This is a genomic window from Acidovorax sp. SUPP1855, from assembly GCF_030158955.1.
Classification (GTDB): Bacteria; Pseudomonadota; Gammaproteobacteria; order Burkholderiales; family Burkholderiaceae_C; genus Paracidovorax.
Genome location: NZ_BQXI01000038.1, coordinates 1 through 25,734, shown reverse-complemented (window position 1 = coordinate 25,734; position 25,734 = coordinate 1). Strand labels below are relative to the sequence as shown.

The window sequence follows — 25,734 nt, the reverse complement described above, 5'->3', positions numbered from 1 at the left end:
ACCGCCAGGGCTGGCGGCTGCCCGTTCCCAAGCCGGTTGCGCCGACGGATCGACAGGCCGGCTTCAGCCGGCCGGCACCAGCTCGACGGCGGCGTGCTCTTCCAGCCACTCCGCGACCGGCAAGCCGGCCTCGTCGGCCACGCCCTGGTTCCAGAACTGCGAGGCGCACAGCACCTCCACGTCCAGGCCCTCCAGCGTGCTGCGCGCCAGCACCGCGCCGATGTAGGCGCTGCGCGCCCGCTCGACGATGCCCCAGACCAGCGTGGTCTCGGCGGCGCATTGCAGGCCGATCAGGAACGCCTCCTTGCGCGCGCCGTCCGCGGTTTTCTCCACCATCCAGGGCAACTGTTCGGCCAGCAGCTCGTCCTGCAGCAGCACGTTCAGCAGGTCGCGCGCCGGCTCGGCCCCCAGCGGAACGACCACGAAACGTTCGGTTTCGAATTTCGGGGCCTGGGTGGGCAGCAGCTCGACGCTGGCTTTCATCTCTTGGTACGACATCGTTTTTAACCTCCGTGGCTACCGAGCGTAGGTGCGCGCCCAGGCGAGCCAGAATCAGGCAACGAAGAAATGCGCCTGCGGCCGAAGATGGGCGTGGCACGCCAAAACATCGCGATTTGTGAATGGCGCCGTGCGATTGAAAATTAACTGCTGCGCTGCAGACTATTAGCGTGCAAGGCTGAAATTCATTGGACCCTCTAATCCCTCCACACCGCTTTTGGCGTTCGGTACAATATTTTCGCCACTCCATCCACACCAGAATCCATGTACAAAAATCTGGAAAATATCGTCGCCACCCTTCAGACAAAGCACCTCAACGTCACCGCTGGCGGGCCGATTCCGGTGTACACGATCGATAAAGGATTATCCAAAAATCTGCCCGGCCACGAAATAGAGATTTCAATCCAATCCAGCGGAGACATCGCATTCAAACAAAGGTGGATTGGCGATCCCGTATCGCACCCGCAATTGACATGGCCAGTGCTGCGGCAAATTTTGAACAAGATCATGCTCTCGTATTTTTGTGCAGACTACAAAACAATTAAAAAGCATGAAGTTTTCCGCCATTTCTTTCATTATTCCGAGCGTCAAATTCTTTTCATGCACCAAGGAAAAGAAGTGACCAGGACGCTGGGCAGCTTTCCCTGCATTCACTGCGGTATTATTTTGCCGGAAGATCAAATCACCATCGACCACCATTACCCTCAAACCGGAGGCGAGATGCTGGCCCTTCTGAAGGTATTGAGGGCGTGCCATCTGACGCAAGAGGGCCCCTCGGGCGAACTGGGAAAGTTCTACGCCGGCCAATCCGCACATTCACCCGAGCATCTTGCCGCAGCGATCATGGCGCCTCCCTCATGGCCGACGGCGCACTACCCGTTTCCACAGAGAGCGCCAAAAACCAAACCAGACCTTGGCACCACTTTGAATGATTTCGGCACACTCATTTACTCCGTATTGGTCTGGTCCGGGGATATCCGGCAGGTCATGCAGAACTGCATGAACTCCTTCCTGAATCTGAAGCCGTCGTGCCTGCGCTGCAACGCCTCCAAAGGGAATTCCATATGAATGTGCCTTGGATCGCCACCGAGGCCGAAGCGGCCCCGCCCGCAGAAGCCCGCAGGCCGGCGCTGTGCACCGGCCTGGGCGCCATGCACCAAGGCGGGTCGCCCCCGCCCTGCCCTCGCCTCCGTGCAGGCCACGCCACGCCGCCTGACGCTATTAAATCAATAGCAAAATGCCCTGGTGGAATATGCGCCGGGGCCCGATTTCCCTTCAACCCCTCCGATCCCACCAAGACCTGGCACGCGCATTGCAACAGCGTCCCCGTGACCAATGCCGGTCACATGGCTGGCCCCTTCCAATGGCGGAAACGGGGCGGTCAGGACGAAGGCGTCCCCACAGGCAGTGCAGGCTTCAACCGCCCGCGCCCTGTGCGGACGCCTTTTTTGTTTTTTGGTTTCGGCTTCGTCTGCCGGCAGGCGCTGTTCATTCGTTTTTGCAGCGCCGCGGCGGGCACCCATGGGGGTCACGATGAAAAAATCCAGGCTGGTGATGGTGGGCAATGGCATGGCCGGGGTGCGCACGCTCGAAGAGCTGCTCAAGATCGCTCCGGACCTCTACGACATCACGGTGTTCGGCGCCGAGCCGCACCCCAACTACAACCGCATCCTGCTGTCGCCCGTGCTGGCGGGCGAGCAGACCATCGACGAGATCATCCTCAACGACTGGTCCTGGTACGAGGAGCACGGCATCCACCTGCACACGGGCTTCACCGTGAACGAGGTGGACCGCGTGCGCCGCGTAGTGCATGCCACCAACGCGGCGGGCGAGGCCATCAGCGCCGAGTACGACCGGCTCATCCTCGCCACCGGGTCCAACCCGTTCATCCTGCCGATTCCGGGCAAGGACTTGCAAGGCGTGCTGGCCTACCGCGACATCGCCGACACGCAGGCCATGATCGACGCCGCCGCCACGTACCAGCATGCGGTGGTCATCGGCGGCGGGCTGCTGGGCCTGGAGGCCGCCAACGGCCTCATGAAGCGCGGCATGCAGGTGAGCGTGGTGCACGTGGGCGACTGGCTCATGGAGCGCCAGCTGGACGACGTGGCGGGCAAGATGCTGCAAAAGTCCCTGGCCGAGCGCGGCATGCAGTTCCTGATGAAGGCGCAGACGCAGGAGCTGGTGGGCGGGGCGGACGGCCGCGTCACCGCCGTGCGGTTCAAGGACGGCACCGAGGTGCCCGCCGACCTGGTGGTGATGGCCGTGGGCATCCGCCCCAACACGCAGCTGGCCGAAAAGATGCGCCTGCACGTCCACCGCGGCATCGTGGTGAGCGACACGCTGCAGACCACCACCGACGCGCGCATCTACGCCGTGGGCGAATGCGCCGCGCACCGGGGCATCGCCTACGGGCTGGTGGCGCCGCTGTTCGAGCAGGGCAAGGTGCTGGCCAACCACCTGGCGGAGTTCGGCATCGGGCGCTACCAGGGCTCGCTCACCTCCACCAAGCTCAAGGTGACGGGCATCGACCTGTTCAGCGCGGGCGACTTCCAGGGCGGCGAAGGCACCGAGGAGATCGTGATGAGCGACCCCTTCGGCGGCGTGTACAAAAAACTCGTCATCAAGGACGACAAGCTCGTGGGCGCGTGCCTCTACGGCGACACGGTGGACGGCAGCTGGTACTTCAAGCTGCTGCGCGACGGCCGCACGGTGGGCGACATCCGCGACAAGCTGATGTTCGGCGAGAGCAACATCGGCGACGCGGGCCACCAGGGCCACAGCAAGGCCGCCGCCATGGCCGACACCGACGAGGTGTGCGGCTGCAACGGCGTGACCAAGGGCGCGATCTGCAAGGCCATCAAGGACAAGGGCCTGTTCACGCTGGACGACGTGAAAAAGCACACCAAGGCCAGCGCCAGCTGCGGCTCGTGCACGGGCCTGGTGGAGCAGATCATCATGTTCACGGCCGGCGGCGACTACTCCGCCACGCCCAAGACCAAGGCCGTGTGCGGCTGCACCGACCACGGCCACCAGGCGGTGCGCGATGCGATCCGCGCCAACAAGCTGCTGTCCATCGGCGACGTGTTCGCCTTTCTGGAATGGAAGACGCCCAACGGCTGCGCCACCTGCCGCCCGGCCGTCAACTACTACCTGATCAGCACCTGGCCGAAGGAGGCCAAGGACGACCCGCAAAGCCGCGCCATCAACGAGCGCAGCCACGCCAACATCCAGAAGGACGGCACGTACAGCGTGATCCCGCGCATGTGGGGCGGCGAGACCACGGCCAGCGAACTGCGCCGCATCGCCGACGTGGTGGACAAATACCAGATCCCCACCGTGAAGGTGACCGGCGGCCAGCGCATCGACCTGCTGGGCGTGAAGAAGGAAGACCTGCAGGCCGTGTGGAAGGACATCGGCATGCCCAGCGGCCACGCCTACGCCAAGGCCCTGCGCACGGTAAAGACCTGCGTGGGCAGCGAGTGGTGCCGCATGGGCACGCAGGACAGCACGCAGATGGGCAAGGACCTGGAGCGCGCGATGTGGCGCATGTACGCCCCGCACAAGGTCAAGTTCGCGGTGAGCGGCTGCCCGCGCAACTGCGCCGAGAGCGGCATCAAGGACGTGGGCATCATCGGCGTGGACAGCGGCTGGGAGATGTACATCGCCGGCAACGGCGGCATCAAGACCGAGGTGGCGCACTTCTTCACCAAGCTCAAGACCGCGGCCGAGGTGCTGGAGTACACCGGGGCTTTTTGCGAGCTGTACCGCCAGGAAGGCTGGTACCTGGAGCGCACGGTGCACTACGTGAATCGCGTGGGCCTCGATCACGTGAAAAAACGCATCCTCGAAGACCACGAAGGCCGCCGCGCGCTGTGGGAGCAGCTGCAGTTCGCGCTGGACGGCGAGCCCGACCCGTGGTTCGACTTCCAGGAAGCCCGCGTGGACACGCGGCAGTTCGCCGCCATCGCGCCATGAGCCCCGGCCCAGCCATTGCCACCACCCCTTTCATTCATTCATCCCCCCGATTCGCAAGGAGCCGCCATGAGCGACTGGAAATACATCTGCCGTGTGGACGACATTCCCGTGCTGGGCTCGCGCCGCGTGGCGCGGCCGCAGGGCCTGGACGTGGCCGTGTTCCGCAACGGGGCGGACGAGGTGTTCGCGCTGCTGGACCGGTGTCCGCACAAGGGGGGGCCCCTGTCGCAGGGGATCGTGTTCGGGACGAGCGTGGCGTGTCCGCTGCACAACTGGACGATCGGGTTGTGCGATGGGCAGGCTTCGGCGCCGGACGAGGGGTGTACGCCGAAGTTTGCGGTGAAGGTGGAGGGGGGGGAGGTGTTTTTGGATGCTGTTGAGTTGGCGGGGCATGCGGTGGAGTTGGTGCGGCCGGTGGCGGGGCCTTTGAGGCGGGGTGTTGTTGGTTCTGGGTTGGATGCTTGAGGCTGGCTGTGTTTTGTTTTTGCGGTGGCTGCGGATTTTTCTCCCGGGGCCGGGTCTCGGCCCGGCGGCCGAGGTACTTTTCTTTGCTTCGCCAAAGAAACGTACCCAAAAGAAAGGCGACCCTACTGGCTGCGTCCCTGCGCTTCGCTCCGGGCAACCTGCGGTGCTCGCGGCTGGCGGGGTCCGCGCAAACTCGCTCCACTACGTTGCGCTCAGACAGCGCGCGGCCCTTTTTCCGCCAGCCGCTGCGCTCCTCGGCGCATCCAGAAGGGAACCCAACAGCCCACACACGGGCCATCGCTGCGCTCGGCCCCCAACGCGCAGGCGCTGCGCGCCGCGAAGGCCGGGCCGAGCGCAGCGATGGCCCGGCTGGCGGGTTCCCTTCTGGATGCGCCGAGGAGCGCAGGGCGCGGGGCGGGCAGGTGTGCCGCAGGACACACCTGCCTTCGTCATCTGACTCGCTGCGGTTGTCCGAGCGGAGTTCACGCAGTGAACGCAGCGAGTTCCGCAGCGCGACCCGCGACCGAGCACCGCAGGTTTCCCCGTTCGCCGAAAGGCGAACGGGGACGCAGCCAGCAGGGTCGCCTTTTCTTTGCTTACTTTCTTTTGGCGAAGCAAAAGAAAGTGAGTGCGCCGCCGGGCGCAACTCCCGGCCCCGGAACGTAACTTAACAGCAATCAACCAAAATTAGCCCCCACCCCATCGGTCAGCCCAACCAAAGTCAAAGTTAACCAAAAATCACGCCATGACCCAAACCCAATCCACCTGCCCCTACTGCGGCGTAGGCTGCGGCGTGATCATCGAATCCACCGGCCCCCAGATCACCGGCGTGAGAGGCGACCCCACCCACCCCGCCAACTTCGGCCGCCTGTGCACCAAGGGCTCCACCCTCCACCTCACCGCCGCCAGCCCCGTCACCCTCCAGACAAGACTGCTCACCCCCCAGCACCGCCCCCAGCGCGGCGACAAGCCCCAGCCCATCGCCTGGGAAGCAGCCCTCGACACCGCCGCACAAAAATTCGCCGACACCATCGCCCGGCACGGCCCCGACGCCGTCGGCTTCTACGTCTCCGGCCAGCTCCTCACCGAGGACTACTACGTCTTCAACAAGCTTGCCAAGGGCCTGGTCGGCACCAACAACATCGACACCAACTCGCGCCTGTGCATGAGCAGCGCCGTGGCGGGCTACAAGGCCACGCTCGGCGCCGACGCCCCGCCCACCTGCTACGACGACGTGCAGCACGCGCAGTGCCTCTTCATCGTGGGCAGCAACACCGCGTGGGCGCACCCCATCCTGTTTCGCCGCATCGAGGACGCCAAGGCCGCCAACCCCGGCATGAAGATCATCGTGGCCGACCCGCGCCGCACCGAGACCGCCGGGCTGGCCGACCTGTTCCTGCCCATCCAGCCGGGCAGCGACGTCATGCTGTTCCACGGCATGCTGCACCTCATACTGTGGGAAGGCTGGGTGGACAGCGCCTACATCGCCGCGCACACCACCGGCTTCGACGCGCTCAAGGCCCTGGTGCGCGACTGCACGCCCGCCCGGGTGGCCGAGGTGTGCGGCATCAGCGAGGCGGATCTGGCCACCGCCGCGCGCTGGTTTGCCGGTGTGGGTGCCGGTGCAAGTGCTGGTGCCGCGCGCCAGCCCACGCTCAGCCTTTACTGCCAGGGCCTGAACCAGAGCACCAGCGGCACGGCCAAGAACGCCGCCCTCATCAACCTGCACCTGGCCACGGGCCAGATCGGCCGACCGGGCGCGGGGCCGTTCTCGCTCACCGGGCAGCCCAACGCCATGGGCGGGCGCGAGGTGGGGGGGCTGGCCAACCTGCTGTCGGCCCACCGCGACCTGGCCAACCCGCAGCACCGCGCCGAAGTGGCCGCCCTGTGGGGCGTGCCCGAGGTGCCGGGCACGCCCGGCAAGACCGCCGTGGAGATGTTCCAGGCCGCGGCCGACGGCGAGATCCGGGCGCTGTGGATCGCCTGCACCAACCCGGCGCAGAGCCTGCCCGACCAGGCCACCGTGCGCCGCGCGCTGGAGCGCGCCGAGTTCGTGGTGGTGCAGGAGGCCTTCGCCACCACCGCCACCGCGCAGTACGCCGACCTGCTGCTGCCCGCCACCACCTGGGGCGAGAAGACCGGCACGGTGACCAACAGCGAGCGCCGCATCTCCCGCGTGCGCCCTGCGGTGCCCGCGCCCGGCGACACGCGCCACGACTGGGCCATCGCCGTGCAGTTCGCCCACCGGCTGGAGGCGCGGCTGCGCCCGGGGCGGCCCACGCTCTTTCCGTACGCCACCGGGGACGGCGAGGCCGAGCGCGGCGCCGAGGCCGTGTGGAACGAGCACCGCGAGAGCACGCGCGGGCGCGACCTGGACATCACCGGCCTGTCGTGGGCGCTGCTCGATGCGCAGGGCCCGCAGCAGTGGCCCTGCCCGGCCGGCGCCGCCGACAACACTGATGCCGATGCCGACCCTTCGGCCCCGCCCCGCCCGCTGGGCAAAGCGCGCCTGTACGAAGACGGCGTGTTCCCCACCGCCGACGGCCGCGCGCGCTTCGCCGCCAACGCCTGGCAGCCCGTGGCCGAGCCGCGCCAGGCGCGCTACCCGTTCAGCCTGACCACCGGCCGCCTGCGCGACCAGTGGCACGGCATGAGCCGCACCGGCACCCTGGGCCGCCTGTTCGGCCACGTGGCCGAGCCCAGCGTGCAGATGCACCCGCAGGACATGGCGCGCCGCCAGCTGGCCGAGGGCGACCTGGTGCACGTCACCAGCGCGCGCGGCGCCGTCGTGGTGCCGGTGCAGGGCAGCACCGACGTGGGCCTGTCGCAGGCCTTCATCGCCATGCACTGGGGCAGCGAATACCTGAGCGGGCAGTCGTCCACCGGCACGCCGCTGGCGGGCGTGAACGCGCTCACCACGCCGGCCTTCTGCCCCACCTCCAAGCAGCCCGAACTCAAGCACACCGCCGTCAAGATCCTGAAGGCCGAGCTGCCCTGGCGGCTGCTCGCCATGGCCTGGCTGCCGGCCGACAGCGCCCTGGCCGCGCGCGAGGCGCTGGCCGCGCTGATGCCCGCCCTGCCCTTCGCCAGCTGCGTGCCCTTCAGCAACAACGCGCCCCTGGCCGGCCCGCAGCGCGAGCGCCACGGCGTGCTGCTGCGCGCCGCCGGCCACGAGCCCGCGCCCGATGCGCTGATCGAACGCATCGAGGCCCTGCTGGGCCTGGACACCCGCGACACCCTGCGCTACGCCGACCGCCGCCAGGGCCAGCGCCGCGCGCTGCGCCTGGAGCGCCAGGGCGGCGACACCCTGCTGGCCGGCATGCTGCTGGCCGGCGACACCCGGGCGGAGGCCTGGCTCAAGACCCTGCTGCAGGAAGAGCTGCCCGCGCAAGGCTACGGCCGCCTGCTGCTCGTGCCCGGCGCCCAGGCGCCCTCCGGCGCGCAGGCCGTGCAGTCGCGCGGCAAGCCCGTGTGCTCCTGCCTGAACGTGACCGACGCCGCCATCACCGCCCACCTGGCGCAGTGCCACGGCACCGATGCCGACCGGCTCGCGCAGCTGCAGGGCGCGCTGCGCTGCGGCACCCAGTGCGGCTCCTGCGTGCCCGAACTCAAGCGCATGGTGCGCGCCACCGGGCCGCTGGCCCCGGCCTCCCCGCAGCCCCCCGCCGCCGCCCTCTCCATATAACCAAAAGTTGGCATAAGTGGGGGAGAATCCGGTCCCCTTCGATCCGCCAGAAAAACCCCACGCCATGGCCATCAGCCACTATCTCAAGGACCTCGGCCGCGGCGCGCGCGGCGCCCGCGCCATCGGCCGCGAGCAGGCCAACGACCTGTTCGGCCAGGTGCTGGACGGCCAGGTCACCGACCTGGAGATCGGCGCCTTCTGCATCGCCATGCGCATCAAGGGCGAGACCGCCGAGGAGATGTGCGGCTTTCTCGACGCCACCCACGCCCGCCTGGCCCGCCTGCCCGCCAGCGACCGGCCCGTGGTCGTGCTGCCCAGCTACAACGGCGCGCGCAAGCTGCCCGTGCTCACCCCGCTGCTGGCGCTGCTGCTGGCGCGCGAGGGCCTGCCCGTGCTGCTGCACGGCATGCGCACCGAGGCGCGGCGCATTCTGGCATCGGATGTGCTCGACGCCCTAGGAATATCTGCCCTGAATGCTCCTGAAAAGATAGCAAACGGCACCGTGACCCACATTCACACCGAAGCCCTGCACCCGGGCCTGGCCCGCCTGCTGGCCGCGCGCGAGGCCATCGGCCTGCGCAACCCGGGCCACAGCGTCGTCAAGCTGATGAACCCCTGCGCCGGGCCGTCGCTGGTCGTCACCGCCTACACCCACCCCGAGTACCAGGACATGCTGCACGCCACCTTCAGCACGCTGGGCATGAACGCCCTGCTCTCGCGCGGGCTGGAGGGCGAAGTGGCCGCCGACCCGCGACGAACGCCCCGTTACGACGCCTTCGTCGCCGGCGCGCACCATCTGTGGGAAGAGCAGCAGCCCGGCACGGCCAGCGAGGTGCCCGGCCTGCCCCAGGACATCGACGTGGACACCACCGCCCGCTACACGCGCCAGGTGCTCGACGGCGCGCTGCCGGTGCCCGCGCCGCTGTCCCGTCAGGTGGAACACATCTTGCGTCTGGCCGGGCAAATCCCTTTGGAGACAAACCCATGAATCGCCCATCCCCCCCCGCCTTCGAAGGCGTCCCCCCCGGCCGCTGCACGCTGGTCGGCGCCGGCCCGGGCGATCCGGAACTGCTCACCATCAAGGCCCTCAAGGCCATCCAGGCCGCCACTGTGCTGCTGGTGGACGACCTGGTCAGCGACGAGATCGTGGCCATGGCCCCGCCCGGCGCGCGCATCGTCCATGTGGGCAAGCGCGGCGGCTGCAAGAGCACGCCCCAGGCCTTCATCGAAAAGCTCATGGTCATGGCCGTGAACGAGGGCGAGAACGTGGTGCGCCTGAAGGGCGGGGACCCGTTCATCTTCGGGCGCGGCGGCGAAGAGGTCGAGCACCTGCGCGCGGCCGGCATCGACGTGCAGGTGGTCAACGGCATCACCGCGGGCCTGGCCGGCATGACGCTGCTGGGCACGCCCCTCACCCACCGCGAGCACGCGCACGGCGTGGTCTTCGTCACCGGCCACGCCAAGCCCGGCGACGCCGGCACCGACTGGCGCCAGCTGGCCGCCACCGCGCGCGATGCCCGCCTCACCCTGGTCATCTACATGGGCGTGAGCAGCGCCGCGCACATCCAGCAGGAACTGCTCACCGGCCTGCCCGCCAGCACCCCCGTGGTCGTCATCCAGCACGTGAGCCTGCCCCAGCAACGCCACGCGCTCACCACCCTGGGCGAGTTGCACGCCACCATCGAGCGCGAGCAGCTCGCCAGCCCATCGGTCATCGTCGTGGGCGACGTGGTGAGCGGCGTAGCGGCGGCCAGGGGCAGCACCCGCGGCGCGGACCCCCTGCCCTCCGCGAAGCGCAACGCAGCGGGCGGCTGAGGCGCGCGGCGGGCTGCGGGCAAGCGACCGCGATGCGCCGCGGCATCGTCGCCGCGCCCGCGTTCACGGCGCCCCGATGAGCCGCACCTCCACCACCATCCCGCCCTCCTCGAAATGCCGCGCCACCTGGGCCATCTGCGGGGCGCCGCGGTCGGGGTGCCTGGAGTAGCGGCCCGACTGGTTGGTGATGAAGAACGTCTCGCGCTGGGCATCCCACAGCAGCTCGCCCGAGATGCGGGTCTGCTTCCCCACCAGTCTCCGGTCGCATCGTCCCGGGTTCCCGCGACCAGTGAAGGGTGGCCCATCCGGCGCTCTTTGCCGGCAGGCTCGCCGGCCGGCGTCTCGACCCGTGCGTGCGGCCCCAGGTGCAGCGTGGCGCCCATGCCGATCGACCACAGGACCGGCGTTCCCTCCCGGATGGCCTGCAGGTCCAGCACCTCGGGCAGCCGCACGCCGCGGGAGTTGCCCAGCGGGATGGAGACGCGCTGCGGGTGCAAGGCCTCTTCCCAGGGGTGGATCTGCGGGTGGCCGTTCTTGACCCGGACCGATTGCAAGGTGCCCCAGTCGCGGTCCAGCCCCCGGGCCGCTGCCTCGCCGACCAGCTGCGCGAACGGCATGGCGTCCGCGGAATGCGCCGGGCGGCTGTCGGGCGAGGCCGAACGCGCCCGCCGCGGTGCCGCCTCCGTCTCCGTCTCCGCAGCCCTCCCCTGGGGCCGCCCCGGCTGCGGCAACGCCGTGGGGCCGATCCTGCGCCGCTTCGCGCCCGAGGCGCTGGTCTCGGCGCCCGCCGCCCGCGCCCGGGTGTCGATCGGAAACCCGGCGGGCGGCTCCGCGCTGCGCGCACGGCGCCGTGGCGGCAAGGCAGCAGCGGGTGCCACGGGTGCGTGGGATGCAGTGGATGGGGTGGTCAAGGCCGGGGCCGCAGCGCTGGCGCTGGACCCGTCCCGGTCGGTGGTTTTCATGGCTCGCTCCCTTTGGCGCCCCGCCCTCTGGCGGGCGGTGGGGGAGCATGGTGGGCGGCAGGCCCGACCGGGGCAAGCCACCATGCGAAGCCGTGTGCGCCCCGGCGCACGGCCAACGCGTCCCTGACGTCTCTTACCTCTTACAGGCCAGCCGGCCCGGCCGCCGCCAGCCGCACCTGCTCGAAGCGCTCGGCCTGCTCCTTGCGCAGGGCCTTGCGCAGCAGCGCGGCCTCCCAGCGGCGGCGCTCGTCGGCGGTGGAGGGCGACAGGGGCGGCACGGCGACGGGCTTGCGGTCCTCGTCCACGGCCACCATTGTGAAAAAGCAGCTGTTCACGTGGCGCACCACCTGGGTGCGGATGTTCTCGGCCACCACCTTGATGCCCACTTCCATCGACGAGTTGCCGGTGTAGTTCACGCAGGCCAGGAAGGTGACGAGTTCGCCCACGTGGATCGGCTGCAGGAAGGTGACCTGGTCCACGCTGAGCGTGACGGCGTAGCAGCCCGAGTAGCGCGTGGCGCAGGCGTAGGCCACCTGGTCCAGCAGCCGCAGCACCGCGCCGCCGTGCACGTTGCCCGAGAAGTTGGCCATGTCGGGGGACATCAGCACGGTCATGCTGAGCTGGTTGGCCGGAAGGTTGATCGTCATGGCGCGCGATTTTAGAAGCGCGAGGGCCTGCGGCACGGGCCTTGCGTGGCGCGGATCGGGCCGGTGATGCGGCTTCGCTACACTCGCGCCCGGCGTTCCCGCCCGGAGAAAAAATGCTCGACAAACTCAACGAACTCACCGCCAGCCATGGCGAACTGCGCACCGGCCGCGGCCTGGTCTCGGGCGTCATCGCCCTGTCGCTGGCCATCCTGTGCATGCTGGGGGTGCTGGCCTTCCACTTCCCGCAATACCTCACCACGCCGGAGCTGCGCAAGAGCTACAACGTGGACGTGATCCGCATGATCATGCTGGCCGCGCTGGTGGCGGCGGGCGGCATCTCGCTCGTCAACATGCTGTTCAACCGCTCGCGCTGGCTGTCGGCGGCGGCCTTCCTGCTGGTGGTGTCCACCGCGCTGCTGGGCGGGCACAAGGTGCCGGTGAACGACTTCGCGGACAACACGCCCTACATCGGCCTGGACTGGTTCATCCTCGACCTGCTGGGCAGCGCGCTGATCTTCATCTTCATCGAAAAGCTGTTCGCCCTGCGGCGCGACCAGCCGGTGTTCCGCGCCGAGTGGCAGACCGACTTCCACCACTTCATCGTGAACCACATGGTGGTGGGCTTCGTGCTGCTGGCCACCAACCTGCTGGTGCACAAGTTCTTCGGCTGGGCCGCGAGCGACGGCGTCCGCGGCTGGGTGCAGGGGCTGAACTTCTGGGTGGCGCTGTTCCTCATCGTGCTGGTGGCCGACCTGGTGCAGTACTGGACGCACCGGGCCTACCACGAGGTGCCGGTGCTGTGGCGCCTGCACGCGGTGCACCACAGCGTGAAAAGCATGGACTGGATGGCCGGCTCGCGCCAGCACATCCTGGAGCTGCTGATCACGCGCACGCTGGTGCTGGCACCGATCTACGTGCTGGGCTTTTCCAAGGAGGTGATCGACGCGTACATCGTGATCGTGGGCTTCCAGGCGGTGTTCAACCACGCCAACGTGAGCGTGCGCCTGGGGCCGCTGCGCTACCTGATCGTCACGCCCAACTTCCACCACTGGCACCACAGCCAGGACCAGGAGGCGCTGGACAAGAACTACGCGGCGCACTTCGCCTTCATCGACTACGCCTTCGGCACGGCGGTCAAGAGCACCAAGCTCTGGCCCGAGCACTACGGCGTGCTGGGCGACTACGTGCCCAACGGGTTCATGAAGCAGCTCAAGTTCCCGTTCACGTGGAAGGGCTAGTGGCTTCCATGAACACGGCGGACACCGCGCGGCGGTTCGACGCCGTCGTCATCGGCGCCGGCGCGGCGGGCCTGTTCTGCGCCGCGCAGGCGGGGCAGCGCGGCCTCTCGGTGCTGCTGATCGACCACGGCGAGAAGGTGGCCGAGAAGATCCGCATCTCGGGCGGCGGTCGCTGCAACTTCACCAACCGCGACCTGGACCCGGCCGCGCCGCACAAGCACTTCGTGGGGCAGAACCCGCAGTTCTGCCGCTCGGCGCTGTCGCGCTACACGCCGGCCGACTTCATCGCGCTGATGGACCGGCACGGCATCGCCCACCACGAAAAGCACAAGGGCCAGCTCTTCGCCGACCGCTCGGCGGAGGACATCATCCAGATGCTGCTGGCCGAATGCGCCGCGGGCGGCGTGCAGCGCTGGCAGCCGTGCCGGGTGAAAAATGTGGTCTTTTCGGCCTCCAGCACATATTCCACTAGGGCGTTCTGCTATCAAATTGATACCGATCGCGGTCCCGTGCTGGCCCGCAGCGTGGTCGTGGCGACCGGGGGGCTGTCGATCCCCAAGATCGGCGCCACCGACTTCGGCTACCGGATCGCGCAGCAGTTCGCCATCCCGCTGGTGGAGCGCCGCCCGGGGCTGGTGCCGCTGACGTTCGACGGCGATGCCTGGGCGCCCTACGCCCAGCTGGCCGGGCTGGCGTTGCCGGTGGAGATTTCCACGGGCGCCAGGAAGGCGCGCATGGCCTTCCACGAAGACCTGCTGTTCACCCACCGGGGGCTGTCGGGCCCGGCGGTGCTGCAGATCTCCAGCTACTGGCAGGAGGGCCTGCCCCTGTCCATCCACCTGGCGCCGGGCACCGACCTGCCCGCCCTGCTCGCGCAGGCCAAGGCGCGGTCGAGAAAGCGCATCGCCAACGAACTGGCCGGCCTGGTGCCCAGCCGCCTGGCCGACACCTGGGTGCAGCAGGACGCGGACTGGCAGCGGCCCATCAACGAGGCCTCGGACAAGGCGCTGGCGCGGCTGGCCGAGCGGCTGTCGCGCTGGGAGCTGGTGCCCACGGGCACCGAGGGCTACAAGAAGGCCGAGGTGACGCTGGGCGGCGTGGACACGCGGGCGCTGTCGCAGCAGACCATGGAGGCCAAGGCCCAGCCGGGGCTGTATTTCATCGGCGAGGTGGTCGATGTGACCGGCTGGCTGGGGGGCTACAACTTCCAGTGGGCCTGGGCCAGCGCGCACGCCTGTGCGCAGGCGCTGCCGGGCGGCTGAGCCCCGCCGGCACGGGCACCGACGCCAGCCCGGGCCCCGGCACGAGGCCAGCGCATGCGGTCATGCGCGCCCGATGGACGGCGGAATCTCGCTCGGTTCGCGCACGGGCGTCTGGTTGCGGTCCGCGCGGAACTGCGCCGAGCGTTCGTATGCCAGCTTGCGGGCGCGCATCACGTTGCCCAGGGGCTGGTGGTCCGCCAGACCGCGCCAGGGGCTGAAGAAGAGGCCGTCTTCCGACACGGCGGCCACGGCCTCGCTCCACGCGGTCTGCGGCTGCGCCACCAGCCGGGCCACGGTGATGTAGGGGCTCTGTTCCTGCGGCCACTCCACGGACGCGTCTTCGACCGGCATCGAGTCCAGGTCGGTGCACAGCTGCACCCGCAGGTCCCACTGCGCGGGATTCACCGCCATGAAGCGGACCACCTCCTCGCGCAGGCCATCGGGCCGGCCGTCGAGATCGACCTTCTGGTCCACCAGCGCCTTCAAGGCGTCCGATGCCGGCGCCAGCGACAGCTTGGCGATGTACTGGCCGTGCCGCAAGGCCGCGCCCGAGAAGAAGGTGGCGCCCAGCACGTGCGTCGGGGCATGGCCGCCCAGCGAGATCAGCTTGCCGCTCTTGCCGCCGAAGGCCTCGACGACCCTCTCGGCCACCTGCAGGGTGGCCGACAGCGCTTTCTTGGCCCCCTCCGCCACATCGGTCGTGGCCGCCAGGGGCTTGAGGTTGCTCAGGAATTTCCGGGCCGTGGGCGCGGCGAAGACCGGGCTGTCCGCAAAGACGAAGTTCTGGGTGGTGTCGGACTCCGAACCCGGGAGCCGCTCGCCCTCGACGCCGAGGACCTTCAAGCCCAGGCCCCGGGGCAGGGACACCTTGTCGTCCAGCACGTCGCCCGGGTTGGTGGAGAACCGCAGGATGGCGTCGTACGTGCCGGGCCGGGCGAACAGCCCCTGGGCGAGCGGCTCGGGCAAGTCCGGCAGCACCGTCAATTGCGCCCGCAGCACGCCGTGCGCCTTGGCATGGACGCTGCGGCGCGCGTGGCCGCTGTGCTCGAACGTCGTCTCGCGGATCTTGGCGAGCGTCTGGTCCAGATCGGCGAACACCTGCGCCTCGTCGGGATCGGCCTGCTCGACGGCAGGGTGGTAGCGAACGGGCGACTGGCTGGCGGGGTCTTGGCGCATGGCGGGTCCTTGGCAGTGAGAGGATTGGGGCGGGTGCATCAGCCTGGGAACAGGCGGACGGGAATGGACTTGGCGGCGGGAACGTGGCTTTCCCTGGCGTGGTGGTCCAGGGGCATCAACGGATTGAGTTCGGGGTAGTAGCCCGCCACGGCGCCGCGCGGCAGGTCGTAGGCCACGACGGTCAGTCCGGAAACCTCGCGGCGGACATCGTCCTGCCGCCACTGCGTGCGCGCCGTCACGCGGGCGCCGGCCTGCAGGCCGAGCCGCTCGATGTCGTGGGCATTCATCAACAGCACCTGGCGCGTGCCCTCGATCCGGCGAAAGCGGTCGTTCAGGCTGTAGATGGTGGTGTTGAACTGGTCGTCGCTGCGGATCGTGAAAAGGCGCAGCACCTCGCCGTCCACGGGCGTGGGCACCTGGTCCGGATCGGCCTGCAGGCCGCCGGGCGCGACGAAAGCGGCCTTGCCGCTGTCGGTCTCCCACACCCGATGGCGTGCCGCGATGGGCCGCGCGAAGCCGCCCGGGACGGCCAACCGGCGGTTGAAGTCGTGGAAGATCCTGGGGAAGGTCAGCGCGATGGCGTCCCGCACGCGGGCGTAGTCGTCGGTCCACCCGGCCCACGGAACGCAGGCGTTCGGCGCGAGGGTGGCCTGCGCGATGCCCGCCACGATCGACAGCTCGGAGCGCAGCGTCGCGGCCGCCGGCTCGGCCACGCCACGGGAGGGGTGCATGAAACCTGTCGAATCCTCGGTCGAGACCGTTTGCTCGCCGCTGGCCTGCCGGTCGATCTCCACCCGGCCCAGGCACGGCAGCAGGTAGGCCACCTCGCCATGCACCACGTGGCTGCGGTTGAGCTTGGTCGCGATCTGAACGGTCAGCCGCATCCGGCGCCACGCGGCCTCGATGAGCCCCGTCTCGGGCACCGCGCGCACGAAATTGCCGCCGAGGCCGAGGAACGCCCGCACCGACCCGTCCAGGATGCCCCGGCAGGCGGCGACGGTATCCAGGCCCTTCTTGCGCGGGGGCTCGAACTGGAACTGCGAGGCCAGCTGGTCCAGCGGGGCGAGTTCCGGCTTCTCGGTGATGCCCACCGTGCGCTGCCCCTGCACGTTGGAATGCCCGCGCACCGGGCACAGCCCGGCACCGGGCTTGCCCACGTTGCCGCGCAGCAGCAGCAGGTTGGCGAGCATCTGCACGTTCAGCACGCCCTCGCGGTGCTGCGTGAGCCCCATGCCGTAGATGCCGATGACGCGTTCGGCCGCAAGGTAGGTGCGTGCGGCCTCCTCCAGCGCCGAGCGGGACAGGCCGGAGTCGCTTTCGATGTCGGCCCACGGGGCGGCGCGCATCGCCTGCGCGAGTTCGTCGTAGCCCTGCGTGTGCTCGGCGACGAACCCGGCATCGATGGCGCGGGGGCCGCCCGATGCCAGCGCCGCGTCGTCCGCCTCGATCACGAACTTGCACAGGCCGGTCAGCGCGGCGATGTCGCCCCCGGGCCGGACCTGCAGGTACTGCGTGCTGATGGCGGTGCTGCCCGGCGTGAGCATGTCCACCGGCGACTGGGGGTTGTTGAACGCCACCAGGCCGCTCTCGCGCAGCGGATTGAAGGTCACGATGGGCACGCCCCGGCGCCGCGCGTCCTGCAGGGGATGCAGCATGCGCGGACTGGACACGCCGACGTTCTGGCCGAAGAAGAAGAAGAAGATGGCGTCGCACTGGTCGAAGTCGTCCAGGTCCACCGTGCCCACCGGCGACCCGATGGACTGCTTGAGGCCGACCGATGTGCTCTCGTGGCACATGTTCGAGCTGTCGGGCAGATTGTTGGTCCCATACAGCCGGGCGAAGAGTTGCCACAGGTACGACGTCTCCAGCGACGCCCGGCCTGACGCGTAGAACACCACCGCATCGGGCTGCAGCGCTTTCAGTTCCCGGCCGATGCCGTCGAAGGCCTCCTGCCAGGAGACCTCGACATACCGGTCCCGGCCGGCGTCGTAGCGCAGAGGAACCGTCAGCCGCCCGCCCGCTTCCAGCGCGTGATCGGTCCAGCCGGCGAGTTCCGCCAAGGGGTGGGCCTCGAAGAAGGCGGCGTCCAGGCGCCGGTCCGTCAGCTCCCACGACGTCGCCTTCGCGCCGTTCTCGCAGAACTCGGCGGGATGCGGATGCAGCGGCTTGGCCCAGGCGCAGCTGGAGCAGGTGAAACCGTCGTGCTTGTTCTGCAGGGCCAGCGCCTTGATCACCGTGACGCCCGGGCGATCGCGCAGCAAGGTGCCGGCGACCGCTCTGACGGAACCCCAGCCGCCGGACGACGGAGGATCCTGCCCTGCATCGGGGGAGGCGCTGCTGGCTGGCGTGGCCAGGGCTTCGGTGGACGGCGGCGGCTTATCGCGCATGGACCGCTTTCGACGCGGGCCTGCGGCGGTGCGGGGCAGCGGCCCGCTCCAGGAAGCCAGGGCAGGCACGCAGTGGATGGCGGTGTCGGAATCGATCGATCGAAAGGGGTGGCATGCGGGGCTCGGCGGGCAATGGGGCGTGGCCCCCGATTACGCGGCTGGGGGCCGTGCAGGCCCTGTCGGATGGAGCGCCTATTGGCCATGCGCGTTGGCCGACAGCGGGCCGATGGACCCTTCGCCAACACGCCGGCGCGGCAAGCCGAGCGGCTGCCGCTGCAGGCCAGGGAGGGCCAGGGCCCGATCGCGCCTTCGTCGTTTCAGGCGCCGGGCAATGGTGCTTGCACCACGCCGCTCCAGCGCGCGGTGCCCAGCCAGCCTTGCAGGGCGGCGGCCCCGGGCGGGGTGATGGCGAGCGCGCGCGAGCCTTCGCGGCGCACCAGCCAGCCCTGGTCCAGGCAGTGCGCGCACACCAGCGCGCCCAGGCGCCCGGCCAGGTGCGGGCGCCGCTCGCTCCAGTCCAGGCACGGTCGGCACAGCGGGCGCGGGCCCCGCTGCGGCGGGCCGGCAGACGGGCCCGCAAGGTCCAGCCCCAGGCGCCCCAGCACGGCGGCGGCCCGGTCGGTCACCTGACCGCCCGCCTCGGCGTCGAACACGATCGCGCCCTCTTGCAGCAGGTGCTCGGCCACCGCCACGCCGAGGCGCCCGGCAATGTGGTCGTAGCAGGTGCGCGCCCTGCGCAGCGCCGCATCGCGCGGGCCCACCGCCACCGGGCGCGCCGGCGAGGCCTGGCCCGCGGCCAGCTGCATCAGCCCCTCCAGCAGCCGCGCCACCTCGGCCGAGGCGAGGCGGTGGTAGCGGTGGCGGCCCTGGCTCTGCACGGACAGCAGGCGTGCCTGCACCAGCAGCGCGAGGTGCCGGCTGGCGGTGGCCGGGGTGATGTGCGCGGCATCGGCCAGCTCGCGCGCCGTGAGCGCCCGCCCGTCCATCAGCGCCAGCAGCATGCCGGTGCGCGCCGGCTCGCCCACGAGCGCGGCGATGTGCGCGATCTGGTTGGTGTTCATGCCGGCCAGTGTGCCGCAGGCGCCGGCCGCGATGCTTCGTTCCACGGCGAAGCATCGACCCCGCGGAACGCGGCCCAATGGCCACCATGCCGTGCGGATGCGGCGCCCCGCCGGCCCTGTGCCTTCGCCCCCAACCTTCTACCCAAGGAACCCTCCATGGCCCTCACCTGCTTCATCCGCTACCAGCTCGACCCCTTCCAGATCGCCGCGTTTCGCGAGTACGCCGCACACTGGGGCCACATCATTCCGCGCTGCGGCGGCCACCTGCTGGGCTACTTCGTGCCCAGCGAGGGCACCAACGACGAGGCCTGGGGCCTGATCGCGTTCGACAGCCTCGCGGCCTACGAGGCCTACCGCGCGCGTCTGCGGACCGACCCGCAAGGCCGCGCCAACTTCGAGCGGGCGCAGCGCCAGCGCTTCATCCTGCGCGAGCAGCGCACGTTCGCCGAGGTGGTGGAGGGCACGTTCCAGCGCCCCGCCCTGCCGCCGCACCCGCCGCTGTCGATGGCATCCGCCCAGCCAACCCAGGACTCGCCCGGAGCCGCCGCATGATCGCCGTCATCTTCGAGGTCGTGCCCAGTGCCGCGGGCCGCCAGCCCTACCTGGACACCGCCGCCGCGCTGCGCTGCGAGCTGGAGCGCATGGACGGCTTCGTTTCCATCGAGCGGTTCGAGAGCCTCAGCCAGCCGGGCAAGCTGCTGTCGCTGTCGTTCTGGCGCGACGAGGCCGCCGTGGCGCAGTGGCGCCAGTGCGAGAGCCACCGCCATGCGCAGGCCGCCGGTCGCGCGGGCGTGTTCGCCGACTACCGCCTGCGCGTGGCGGCCGTGCTGCGCGACTACGGGCTGAACGAGCGCGCGCAGGCACCGGCCGATTCGCGCACGGTTCACGACGGCAGCAGCGCCAGCCGCGGGCGCTCGCCCGCGTAGCCCCTCACCCAGGCCTCCAGGGCCGGCACGGGCAGCGCCTGGCTGAAGTGGTAGCCCTGCAGTTCGTCGCAGTCGAGCGAACCCAGCGCCTGCGCCGTGGCCAGGTCCTCCACGCCTTCGGCCACCACCTTGAGGCCCAGGGTGTGGCCCAGCGCGATGACGGCGCGGGTGATGGCCATGTCCGCACCATCGGTCAGCATGTCGCGGATGAACGACTTGTCCACCTTGAGCTTGTCGATGGCAAAGCGCTTGAGGTAGGCCAGGCTCGAATAGCCGGTGCCGAAATCGTCGATGGACAACTGCACGCCCAGCCCCTTGAGCGCGGCCAGCTGCTGCTGCGTGGCCTCGGCGTTCTCCATCAGTTGCGATTCGGTCAGCTCCAGCTCCAGCCACTTGGGCGGCATGCCGCAGCGCGCGAGCAGGGTGCGGATGTCGGGCACCAGCGCCGGGTCGGCCAGTTGCGCGGCGGAGAGGTTGACCGACACCGGCAGCCCCGCCAGCGCCAGGGGCGGCCTCGCCCGCCGGGCGTCGTGGGCGATGCCTTGGCCCTCCTGCGGGCCCTGTGCGCCCGGGCCCGCGGCGTGGCGCGCACCGCCGTATGCGGCCTGCCAGCGCGCCCATTGCAGGCAGGCCTGCTCCAGCACCCAGCCGCCGATCGCGCGGATCAGGCCGGCCTCTTCCGCGATGGGGATGAACTCGCCCGGCAGCACCTGGCCGAGCACCGGATGGTTCCAGCGCACCAGCGCCTCCACGCCCGTGAGGCGGCCCGAGCGCGTGTCCACGCGCGGCTGGTAGTGCAGCTCCAGTTCGTGGCGCTCCAGCGCGCGGCGCAGCATCTGCTCCATGGCCTGGCGGGCCTGCACGCGCCGGTCGGTCTCCAGCGAATACAGGCGCGCCATGTCGCGGCCGGTGGTCTTGGCCTCATACATGGCGGCGTCGGCGCGGCGCATCAGCTCGTCCAGCCCCGTGCCGTCGTCAGGGTACACGGCAATGCCCACGCTGCACGAAACGTTCAGCTCGTGCCCCTGCACCGGGTGGCTCTGGCGGATGAGCGGGATCAACCGGCGCTCCACGGCCTGCAGCACGTCGTCCGGGCCTTCCACGTCGCGCATCACGATCACGAACTCGTCGCCGCCCAGGCGGCTCACGGTATCGTGCGTGCGCACGGCCTGCAGCAGCCGCGCCGCCACCGAGCGCAGCAGCCCGTCGCCGATGTGGTGGCCCAGCGTGTCGTTGATGGACTTGAAGCGGTCCAGGTCGATGAACAGCACCGCGACGCGCTCGCCCGTGATGGCGGCATGCGCGATGGCCGCCTGCAGCCGCTGCACGCACAGCGAACGGTTGGGCAGCTCGGTGAGCACGTCGTGGTGGGCCAGGAACTGGATGCGCTCCTCGTTGCGCTTGCGGTCGGTGATGTCGATGGCGATGCCGATGTGGTTGGCCACGGCACCGCCCTTGCCGCCCTCGCGCACGGCCGACACCATCAGCCAGGCCGGATAGGTCTCGCCCGAGCGGCGCCGGAACCGCACCTCGCCCTGCCAGGACTCCTTGTCCAGCAGCGTGCGGGCGATGCGCGCGCCCAGCGGCGGCTCGCCCGGGTCCTCCAGCAGGAAGCCCAGGTTCTCGCCGATCACCTCGTAGAAGTCGTAGTGCGTGCTGCGGCAGAACGCCTTGTTCACGCTCAGGATCTTCTGGTCCGCGGCCATGATGATGATGCCCTCGGACGAGGCCTCGAACACCTTGGCCCACAGCTCCAGCCGCTGCTCCATCACCTTGAGCACGTTGATGGGCGTGAAGGCGGTCAGCATGGCATCGCGCCCCTGGAAGTGCAGGCGCCGCGCCGACAGCACGGCCCACAGCGGCTCGGCGCTGCCCTTCCAGCGCACCTCGAACTCGTCCACCACGCCCTGGTCGGCCAGCCGCTGGAAAAACCGCGCGCGCACGCCCGGCTCCATGCCCGTGCGCCAGGGGTCCAGCGTGGTGCCGTTCAGCCACAGGCCGGCCGGGGCGTTGGCGTGCAGCACCTCGTGCTCGGGCACCGAGGTGACCACCATCGGAATGGGCAGCGCCTCCACAAGCTCGCGCTGGGCCTCGGCGGCGCGCGCGCTGGCGGCCAGCTCCTGCTGCAGCACGCGCTCGCGGTCGAGCTGCGCCAGCATGCCGTTGAAGGCCGTCACCAGCCGGCCGATCTCGTCGCGGCTGGTCCAGTGCGCGCGCAGGGTGTGGTCGCCGCTGCGGCGCACCTCGTCGGCCACGCGGGCCAGCTGCTGCAGGGGCTTGGCGATCTGCCGCGCCACCAGCGTGACCAGGCTCAGGATGCAGCCCAGCAGCAGCACGGCCGTGCCCAGGTGCAGCCACATGCGCGCAAAGAGGTCGTCCACCCGGGCGTAGAGCAGGCGGTCCAGCTGCGCCGTGCCCTGCACCCACGCCGTCTGCAGCGCGCCCAGCAGCGCACGCTGGCGCGCGGGCAGCTCGGCCGCGGCGGTGCGCCCCTCGCCCTGGGCGATGCCCTGCAGCAGCGCCTGCAGGTCGTTGCCGGCTTGGCGCAAGGCCGCACGCTGCGCATCCAGCGCCGCCCTCAGCGCGGGCGAGCCGGCGATGAAGGCCTGGTCGTAGTCGGCATCGATGCCCAGCATCACCGCATCGAGCCGGCCCGCCAGCGTGAGCAGTTCGGCCGCGCGGTGGTCGCCCTGGCGGGCGCCGGGCGCATTCAGGAAGGCCGCCGTGTCGTGCGTGACCTGCAGCAGCTCCGGAAAGCGCAGCAGGATCAACGACATCACGTAGTAGCTGTCCAGGTCGGGGTCGAGGATCAGGTTGGACTGGTTGCCCACGGTCGTGAGCAGCTCGCGCCCCTGCCGCAGCAAGGGACCGCGCACCGGCTCGCCGGCCGCCCCCATCGCGCCCCCCGCTCCACGCCCCGCCAGGTCGCCGGTGGCCGACTGGCGCAGCAGCGCCTCGAAGCGCGCGGCCGGCTCGCCGGTCTTGAGCGCGCCGTCGTGCGCGCTGCGCACCGCGGCCAGGCGGTCCATCAGCAGGATGCCCGCGATGCCGTCGCCCTCCATGAACGCCCCCATCAGCCCGTCGCGCACCACCGAGGCATAGGCGGTACCCACGATCTCCTTGCGCGCGAAATCGATGGCCAGGAATTTCTCGTGGATCAGGATGCCCGAGACGTAGATCACGGCCGTCAGGTCCAGCAGGTAGATGAGCATGAGCTTGCGGCCCACACTGAGCCGGCCCAGCCAGCCCGATACGCGGTGCATGATTGCCATGGTGTCGTGCTTGGGGCCCCGCGCGGGGAAAGAACGGCGCGGGGCGGTTGCGGGAACGAACGGGGGGATGAATCGAATCAGCGCCACCGGGCCCCATGCAAATTCCAAGCCATACGCCTGGTGACAACGCGATCGGACCGCACCCATCCACAGAGCGGATTACAGGGCTATAATCTTCGGCTTTGCTGGCAATACCCCGTCGGCCAATACTAGTTACAGACGGGGAACCCGCTACACACGGCATTCAGGCCCGATCTCCTGGATACCCTCTGTGGGCACATTTTGGAAACCATTAGCTAATGACCACCATCCGCGTAAAAGAAAACGAACCCTTTGACGTCGCCCTGCGCCGCTTCAAGCGCACCATCGAAAAGCTCGGCCTGCTGACCGACCTGCGCGCCCGTGAGTTCTACGAGAAGCCCACCGCCGAGCGCAAGCGCAAGAAGGCTGCTGCCGTCAAGCGCCACTACAAGCGCGTTCGCAGCATGCAGCTGCCCAAGAAGCTGTACTAAGCTCTGACAGAGCCGGCCTCACCGCCGCAAAACCCGCGCTAGGGACGCCAAGCGCGGGTTTTTTCGTTTGGGGCACAGCGCGCCACCCCACCCACCCCTGGTTTGAACGGAGAACACCATGAGCCTCAAAGAGCAGATCACCGAAGACATGAAGACCGCCATGCGCGCCAAGGACGTCGAGCGCCTGGGCACCATCCGCCTGCTGCAGGCGGCGATCAAGCAAAAGGAAGTCGACGAGCGCATCACGCTGGACGACGCTGCCGTCGTCGCCATCCTGGACAAGCTCATCAAGCAGCGCAAGGACTCCATCACCGCCTTCGAAGGCGCGGGCCGCCAGGACCTGGCCGACAAGGAAAAGTCCGAAACGTCCGTGCTGCAGGCCTACTTGCCCGCGCGCATGTCCGCCGAGGAAACCCTGGCCGCCGTGAAAGCCATCGTGGCTGAACTGGGTGCCGCGGGACCCGGCGACATGGGCAAGGTCATGGGCGTGGTGAAGACGCGGCTGGCCGGCAAGGCCGACATGGGCCAGGTGTCGGCCGCCGTGAAGGCCGCGCTGGCCGGCTGATCGGGCCCTCGGGATGCGTGCAATGCGCGTCCTTGCAAAGCCGGGTGACGGCGCACCGCACCCGGCTGCCCTTCCCTCTCAATCCCCGGCACCGTCCACCGCACCGCTGAGTTCAGCATCACCGCTGGCCGCCCACTCCTGGCGGAAGTGCTCCTGCAAAAACTCCACGCACACGCGCACCTTGGCCGACAGATGGAGACGCGTGGGATAGACGGCCCACACATTCGCCTCCTGCCGCCACTCGGGCAGCACCGGCACCAGATGCCCCGCACGCAACTGCGGTCCCACGTCCCACAGCGAGCGCAGCGTGATGCCGCGGCCGTCCACGGCCCACTGCACCACCATTTCCCCGTGGTTGGCCGACAGCGGGCCGCGCACTTTCACCGACTCTTCCACGCCGCCGCTGCGCAGGCGCCACACGCCGAACGGGTGGTCACGCTCCTTGATGACGAGGCAGTCGTGACTGGACAGCTCCGCCAGCGTGCGCGGCGTGCCATGGCGCGCCAGATAGGCGGGCGCCGCGCACAGCACCCGGTGGTTGTCCGCCAGCCGCCGCGCGATGAGGTGCGGCGCGATCTCGTCGCCCACGCGCACGTCCAGGTCGAACCCCTCGCCCGCCACGTCCACCAGCCGGTCGAACACCTCCAGCCGCACCTGCAGGGCCGGATGGCGCTCCACCAGCCGCGACAACGCCGGCGCCACCACGCGCCGCCCGAATCCGAAGCTGCAGCTCACCCGCAGCAGGCCGCGGGGCTCGCGCCGCGTGACCGCCACCTCCTGCAGCAGCTGGTCCACATCGTCCAGGATGCGCTGCGCCCAGTGGAACACGCGCTCGCCCTCCTCCGTCACCACCACGCGGCGCGTGGTGCGGTGCAGCAGCTTGACGGCCAAATCCTCCTCCAGCAGTCGGATGCGCTTGCTCACATAGGCGGGCGAGGTGCCCAGCTCGGTCGCGGCCTCGCCGAAGCTCGATTTGCGCACCACCACGGTGAACACGCGCAGGTCGTCGTTGGAGGGAATCTTGTGCACGAAGTGTGAAGAATGAGACCACAGGCGGCTGATTGTATTTTGCGCAGCACTGCCGAACAATTCCCCCATCCGGCACCTGCCGCTCCCCTTTTTTCCACAAGGAACCCCATGCAAAAAACCAAGTACCAGATCGCCGTGATCCCCGGCGACGGCATCGGCAAGGAAGTCATGCCCGAAGGCCTGCGGGCCATCCAGACCGCGGCCGAACGCTTCGGCTTCGAGCTGGAATGCCGCACCATCGACTGGGCCAGCTGCG

At 69.5% G+C, this 25,734-nt stretch carries 22 protein-coding genes and 1 pseudogene; 14 read left to right on the top strand and 9 right to left on the bottom strand.

The annotated features are described in order from the left end of the window. Nucleotides 1-63: 63 nt before the first annotated feature. Nucleotides 64-498, bottom strand: a complete 435-nt coding sequence (locus tag AVMA1855_RS23250) for a GNAT family N-acetyltransferase (protein WP_284427501.1) — start codon at nucleotides 496-498, stop codon at nucleotides 64-66. 264 nt (nucleotides 499-762) lie between these two features. On the opposite strand from AVMA1855_RS23250, the gene AVMA1855_RS23245 reads away from it, so the two are divergent. Further along, nucleotides 763-1,566, top strand: a complete 804-nt coding sequence (locus tag AVMA1855_RS23245) for a hypothetical protein (protein WP_284427500.1) — start codon at nucleotides 763-765, stop codon at nucleotides 1,564-1,566. Nucleotides 1,567-1,724: 158 nt separating this feature from the next. Here the strand turns inward: AVMA1855_RS23245 and AVMA1855_RS23240 are convergent, their stop codons facing one another. Beyond that, on the bottom strand, nucleotides 1,725-2,069 hold the full coding sequence (locus tag AVMA1855_RS23240; protein WP_284427499.1) for a hypothetical protein: 345 nt from the start codon (nucleotides 2,067-2,069) through the stop codon (nucleotides 1,725-1,727). Here AVMA1855_RS23240 and nirB point away from each other — a divergent pair. The 5 genes from nirB (at nucleotide 2,032) to cobA (ending at nucleotide 10,441) form a co-directional block, all read left to right on the top strand. After that, on the top strand, nucleotides 2,032-4,476 hold the full coding sequence (gene nirB, locus AVMA1855_RS23235) for a nitrite reductase large subunit NirB (RefSeq protein WP_284427498.1): 2,445 nt from the start codon (nucleotides 2,032-2,034) through the stop codon (nucleotides 4,474-4,476). The genes AVMA1855_RS23240 and nirB overlap by 38 nt on opposite strands. Before the next feature lie 66 nt (nucleotides 4,477-4,542). Then, nucleotides 4,543-4,941, top strand: coding sequence for a nitrite reductase small subunit NirD (nirD, locus tag AVMA1855_RS23230; protein WP_284427497.1), 399 nt, complete (start codon nucleotides 4,543-4,545; stop codon nucleotides 4,939-4,941). 745 nt (nucleotides 4,942-5,686) lie between these two features. Continuing rightward, the gene (locus tag AVMA1855_RS23225) at nucleotides 5,687-8,626 is read left to right on the top strand and encodes a nitrate reductase (protein WP_284427496.1); all 2,940 of its coding nucleotides are present in this window, start codon (nucleotides 5,687-5,689) and stop codon (nucleotides 8,624-8,626) included. Nucleotides 8,627-8,690: 64 nt separating this feature from the next. After that, a complete protein-coding gene (gene ybiB, locus AVMA1855_RS23220) occupies nucleotides 8,691-9,614 on the top strand; it encodes a DNA-binding protein YbiB (RefSeq protein WP_284427495.1) in 924 nt (307 codons plus the stop codon). Next, nucleotides 9,611-10,441: a uroporphyrinogen-III C-methyltransferase gene (gene cobA, locus AVMA1855_RS23215; RefSeq protein WP_284427494.1), complete on the top strand. Its 831-nt coding sequence runs from the start codon at nucleotides 9,611-9,613 to the stop codon at nucleotides 10,439-10,441. The genes ybiB and cobA overlap by 4 nt, the downstream gene beginning before the upstream one ends. Before the next feature lie 63 nt (nucleotides 10,442-10,504). Here the strand turns inward: cobA and AVMA1855_RS23210 are convergent, their stop codons facing one another. Next, the gene (locus tag AVMA1855_RS23210; RefSeq protein ID WP_284427493.1) at nucleotides 10,505-10,693 is read right to left on the bottom strand and encodes a hypothetical protein; all 189 of its coding nucleotides are present in this window, start codon (nucleotides 10,691-10,693) and stop codon (nucleotides 10,505-10,507) included. A 363-nt stretch (nucleotides 10,694-11,056) separates the two neighbouring features. Between AVMA1855_RS23210 and AVMA1855_RS23205 the strand changes: the two genes are divergently transcribed. Further along, on the top strand, nucleotides 11,057-11,530 hold the full coding sequence (locus AVMA1855_RS23205; RefSeq protein ID WP_284427492.1) for a hypothetical protein: 474 nt from the start codon (nucleotides 11,057-11,059) through the stop codon (nucleotides 11,528-11,530). 13 nt (nucleotides 11,531-11,543) lie between these two features. On the opposite strand, the gene AVMA1855_RS23200 is transcribed toward AVMA1855_RS23205, so the two are convergent. After that, complete coding sequence (locus AVMA1855_RS23200; protein WP_284402939.1) at nucleotides 11,544-12,044, bottom strand: acyl-CoA thioesterase; 501 nt, start codon at nucleotides 12,042-12,044, stop codon at nucleotides 11,544-11,546. 119 nt (nucleotides 12,045-12,163) lie between these two features. Here AVMA1855_RS23200 and AVMA1855_RS23195 point away from each other — a divergent pair, with 119 nt between their 5' ends. Further along, a complete protein-coding gene (locus AVMA1855_RS23195) occupies nucleotides 12,164-13,288 on the top strand; it encodes a sterol desaturase family protein (RefSeq protein ID WP_284427491.1) in 1,125 nt (374 codons plus the stop codon). Between the two features lie 8 nt (nucleotides 13,289-13,296). Further along, the gene (locus tag AVMA1855_RS23190) at nucleotides 13,297-14,550 is read left to right on the top strand and encodes a BaiN/RdsA family NAD(P)/FAD-dependent oxidoreductase (RefSeq protein WP_284427490.1); all 1,254 of its coding nucleotides are present in this window, start codon (nucleotides 13,297-13,299) and stop codon (nucleotides 14,548-14,550) included. A 60-nt stretch (nucleotides 14,551-14,610) separates the two neighbouring features. On the opposite strand, the gene AVMA1855_RS23185 is transcribed toward AVMA1855_RS23190, so the two are convergent. The 3 genes from AVMA1855_RS23185 to AVMA1855_RS23175 form a co-directional block, all read right to left on the bottom strand. Further along, entirely contained in the window at nucleotides 14,611-15,726 is a 1,116-nt protein-coding gene (locus AVMA1855_RS23185) for a catalase family protein (RefSeq protein ID WP_284427489.1), read from the bottom strand. 38 nt (nucleotides 15,727-15,764) lie between these two features. Continuing rightward, the gene (locus AVMA1855_RS23180) at nucleotides 15,765-18,113 is read right to left on the bottom strand and encodes an FdhF/YdeP family oxidoreductase (protein ID WP_284427488.1); all 2,349 of its coding nucleotides are present in this window, start codon (nucleotides 18,111-18,113) and stop codon (nucleotides 15,765-15,767) included. A 317-nt stretch (nucleotides 18,114-18,430) separates the two neighbouring features. Next, entirely contained in the window at nucleotides 18,431-19,174 is a 744-nt protein-coding gene (locus AVMA1855_RS23175) for an ArsR/SmtB family transcription factor (protein ID WP_284427510.1), read from the bottom strand. 156 nt (nucleotides 19,175-19,330) lie between these two features. Here AVMA1855_RS23175 and AVMA1855_RS23170 point away from each other — a divergent pair, with 156 nt between their 5' ends. Then, nucleotides 19,331-19,726: an NIPSNAP family protein gene (locus AVMA1855_RS23170; RefSeq protein ID WP_284427487.1), complete on the top strand. Its 396-nt coding sequence runs from the start codon at nucleotides 19,331-19,333 to the stop codon at nucleotides 19,724-19,726. After that, the gene (locus AVMA1855_RS23165; protein WP_284427486.1) at nucleotides 19,723-20,100 is read left to right on the top strand and encodes an antibiotic biosynthesis monooxygenase family protein; all 378 of its coding nucleotides are present in this window, start codon (nucleotides 19,723-19,725) and stop codon (nucleotides 20,098-20,100) included. Before AVMA1855_RS23170 ends, AVMA1855_RS23165 begins: the two co-directional genes overlap by 4 nt. Here the strand turns inward: AVMA1855_RS23165 and AVMA1855_RS23160 are convergent. After that, the gene (locus tag AVMA1855_RS23160) at nucleotides 20,058-23,372 is read right to left on the bottom strand and encodes an EAL domain-containing protein (RefSeq protein ID WP_284427485.1); all 3,315 of its coding nucleotides are present in this window, start codon (nucleotides 23,370-23,372) and stop codon (nucleotides 20,058-20,060) included. The genes AVMA1855_RS23165 and AVMA1855_RS23160 overlap by 43 nt on opposite strands. 299 nt (nucleotides 23,373-23,671) lie before the next feature. Between AVMA1855_RS23160 and rpsU the strand changes: the two genes are divergently transcribed. Together rpsU and AVMA1855_RS23150 are read left to right on the top strand one after the other, a co-directional pair. Beyond that, on the top strand, nucleotides 23,672-23,884 hold the full coding sequence (rpsU, locus tag AVMA1855_RS23155; RefSeq protein WP_007833691.1) for a 30S ribosomal protein S21: 213 nt from the start codon (nucleotides 23,672-23,674) through the stop codon (nucleotides 23,882-23,884). A 118-nt stretch (nucleotides 23,885-24,002) separates the two neighbouring features. Then, complete coding sequence (locus AVMA1855_RS23150; RefSeq protein ID WP_284427484.1) at nucleotides 24,003-24,449, top strand: GatB/YqeY domain-containing protein; 447 nt, start codon at nucleotides 24,003-24,005, stop codon at nucleotides 24,447-24,449. A 78-nt stretch (nucleotides 24,450-24,527) separates the two neighbouring features. Here the strand turns inward: AVMA1855_RS23150 and AVMA1855_RS23145 are convergent, their stop codons facing one another. After that, the gene (locus tag AVMA1855_RS23145) at nucleotides 24,528-25,478 is read right to left on the bottom strand and encodes a LysR substrate-binding domain-containing protein (RefSeq protein WP_284427483.1); all 951 of its coding nucleotides are present in this window, start codon (nucleotides 25,476-25,478) and stop codon (nucleotides 24,528-24,530) included. A 108-nt stretch (nucleotides 25,479-25,586) separates the two neighbouring features. Here AVMA1855_RS23145 and AVMA1855_RS23140 point away from each other — a divergent pair. After that, nucleotides 25,587-25,734: pseudogene (locus AVMA1855_RS23140) on the top strand (isocitrate/isopropylmalate family dehydrogenase); the annotation flags it as partial.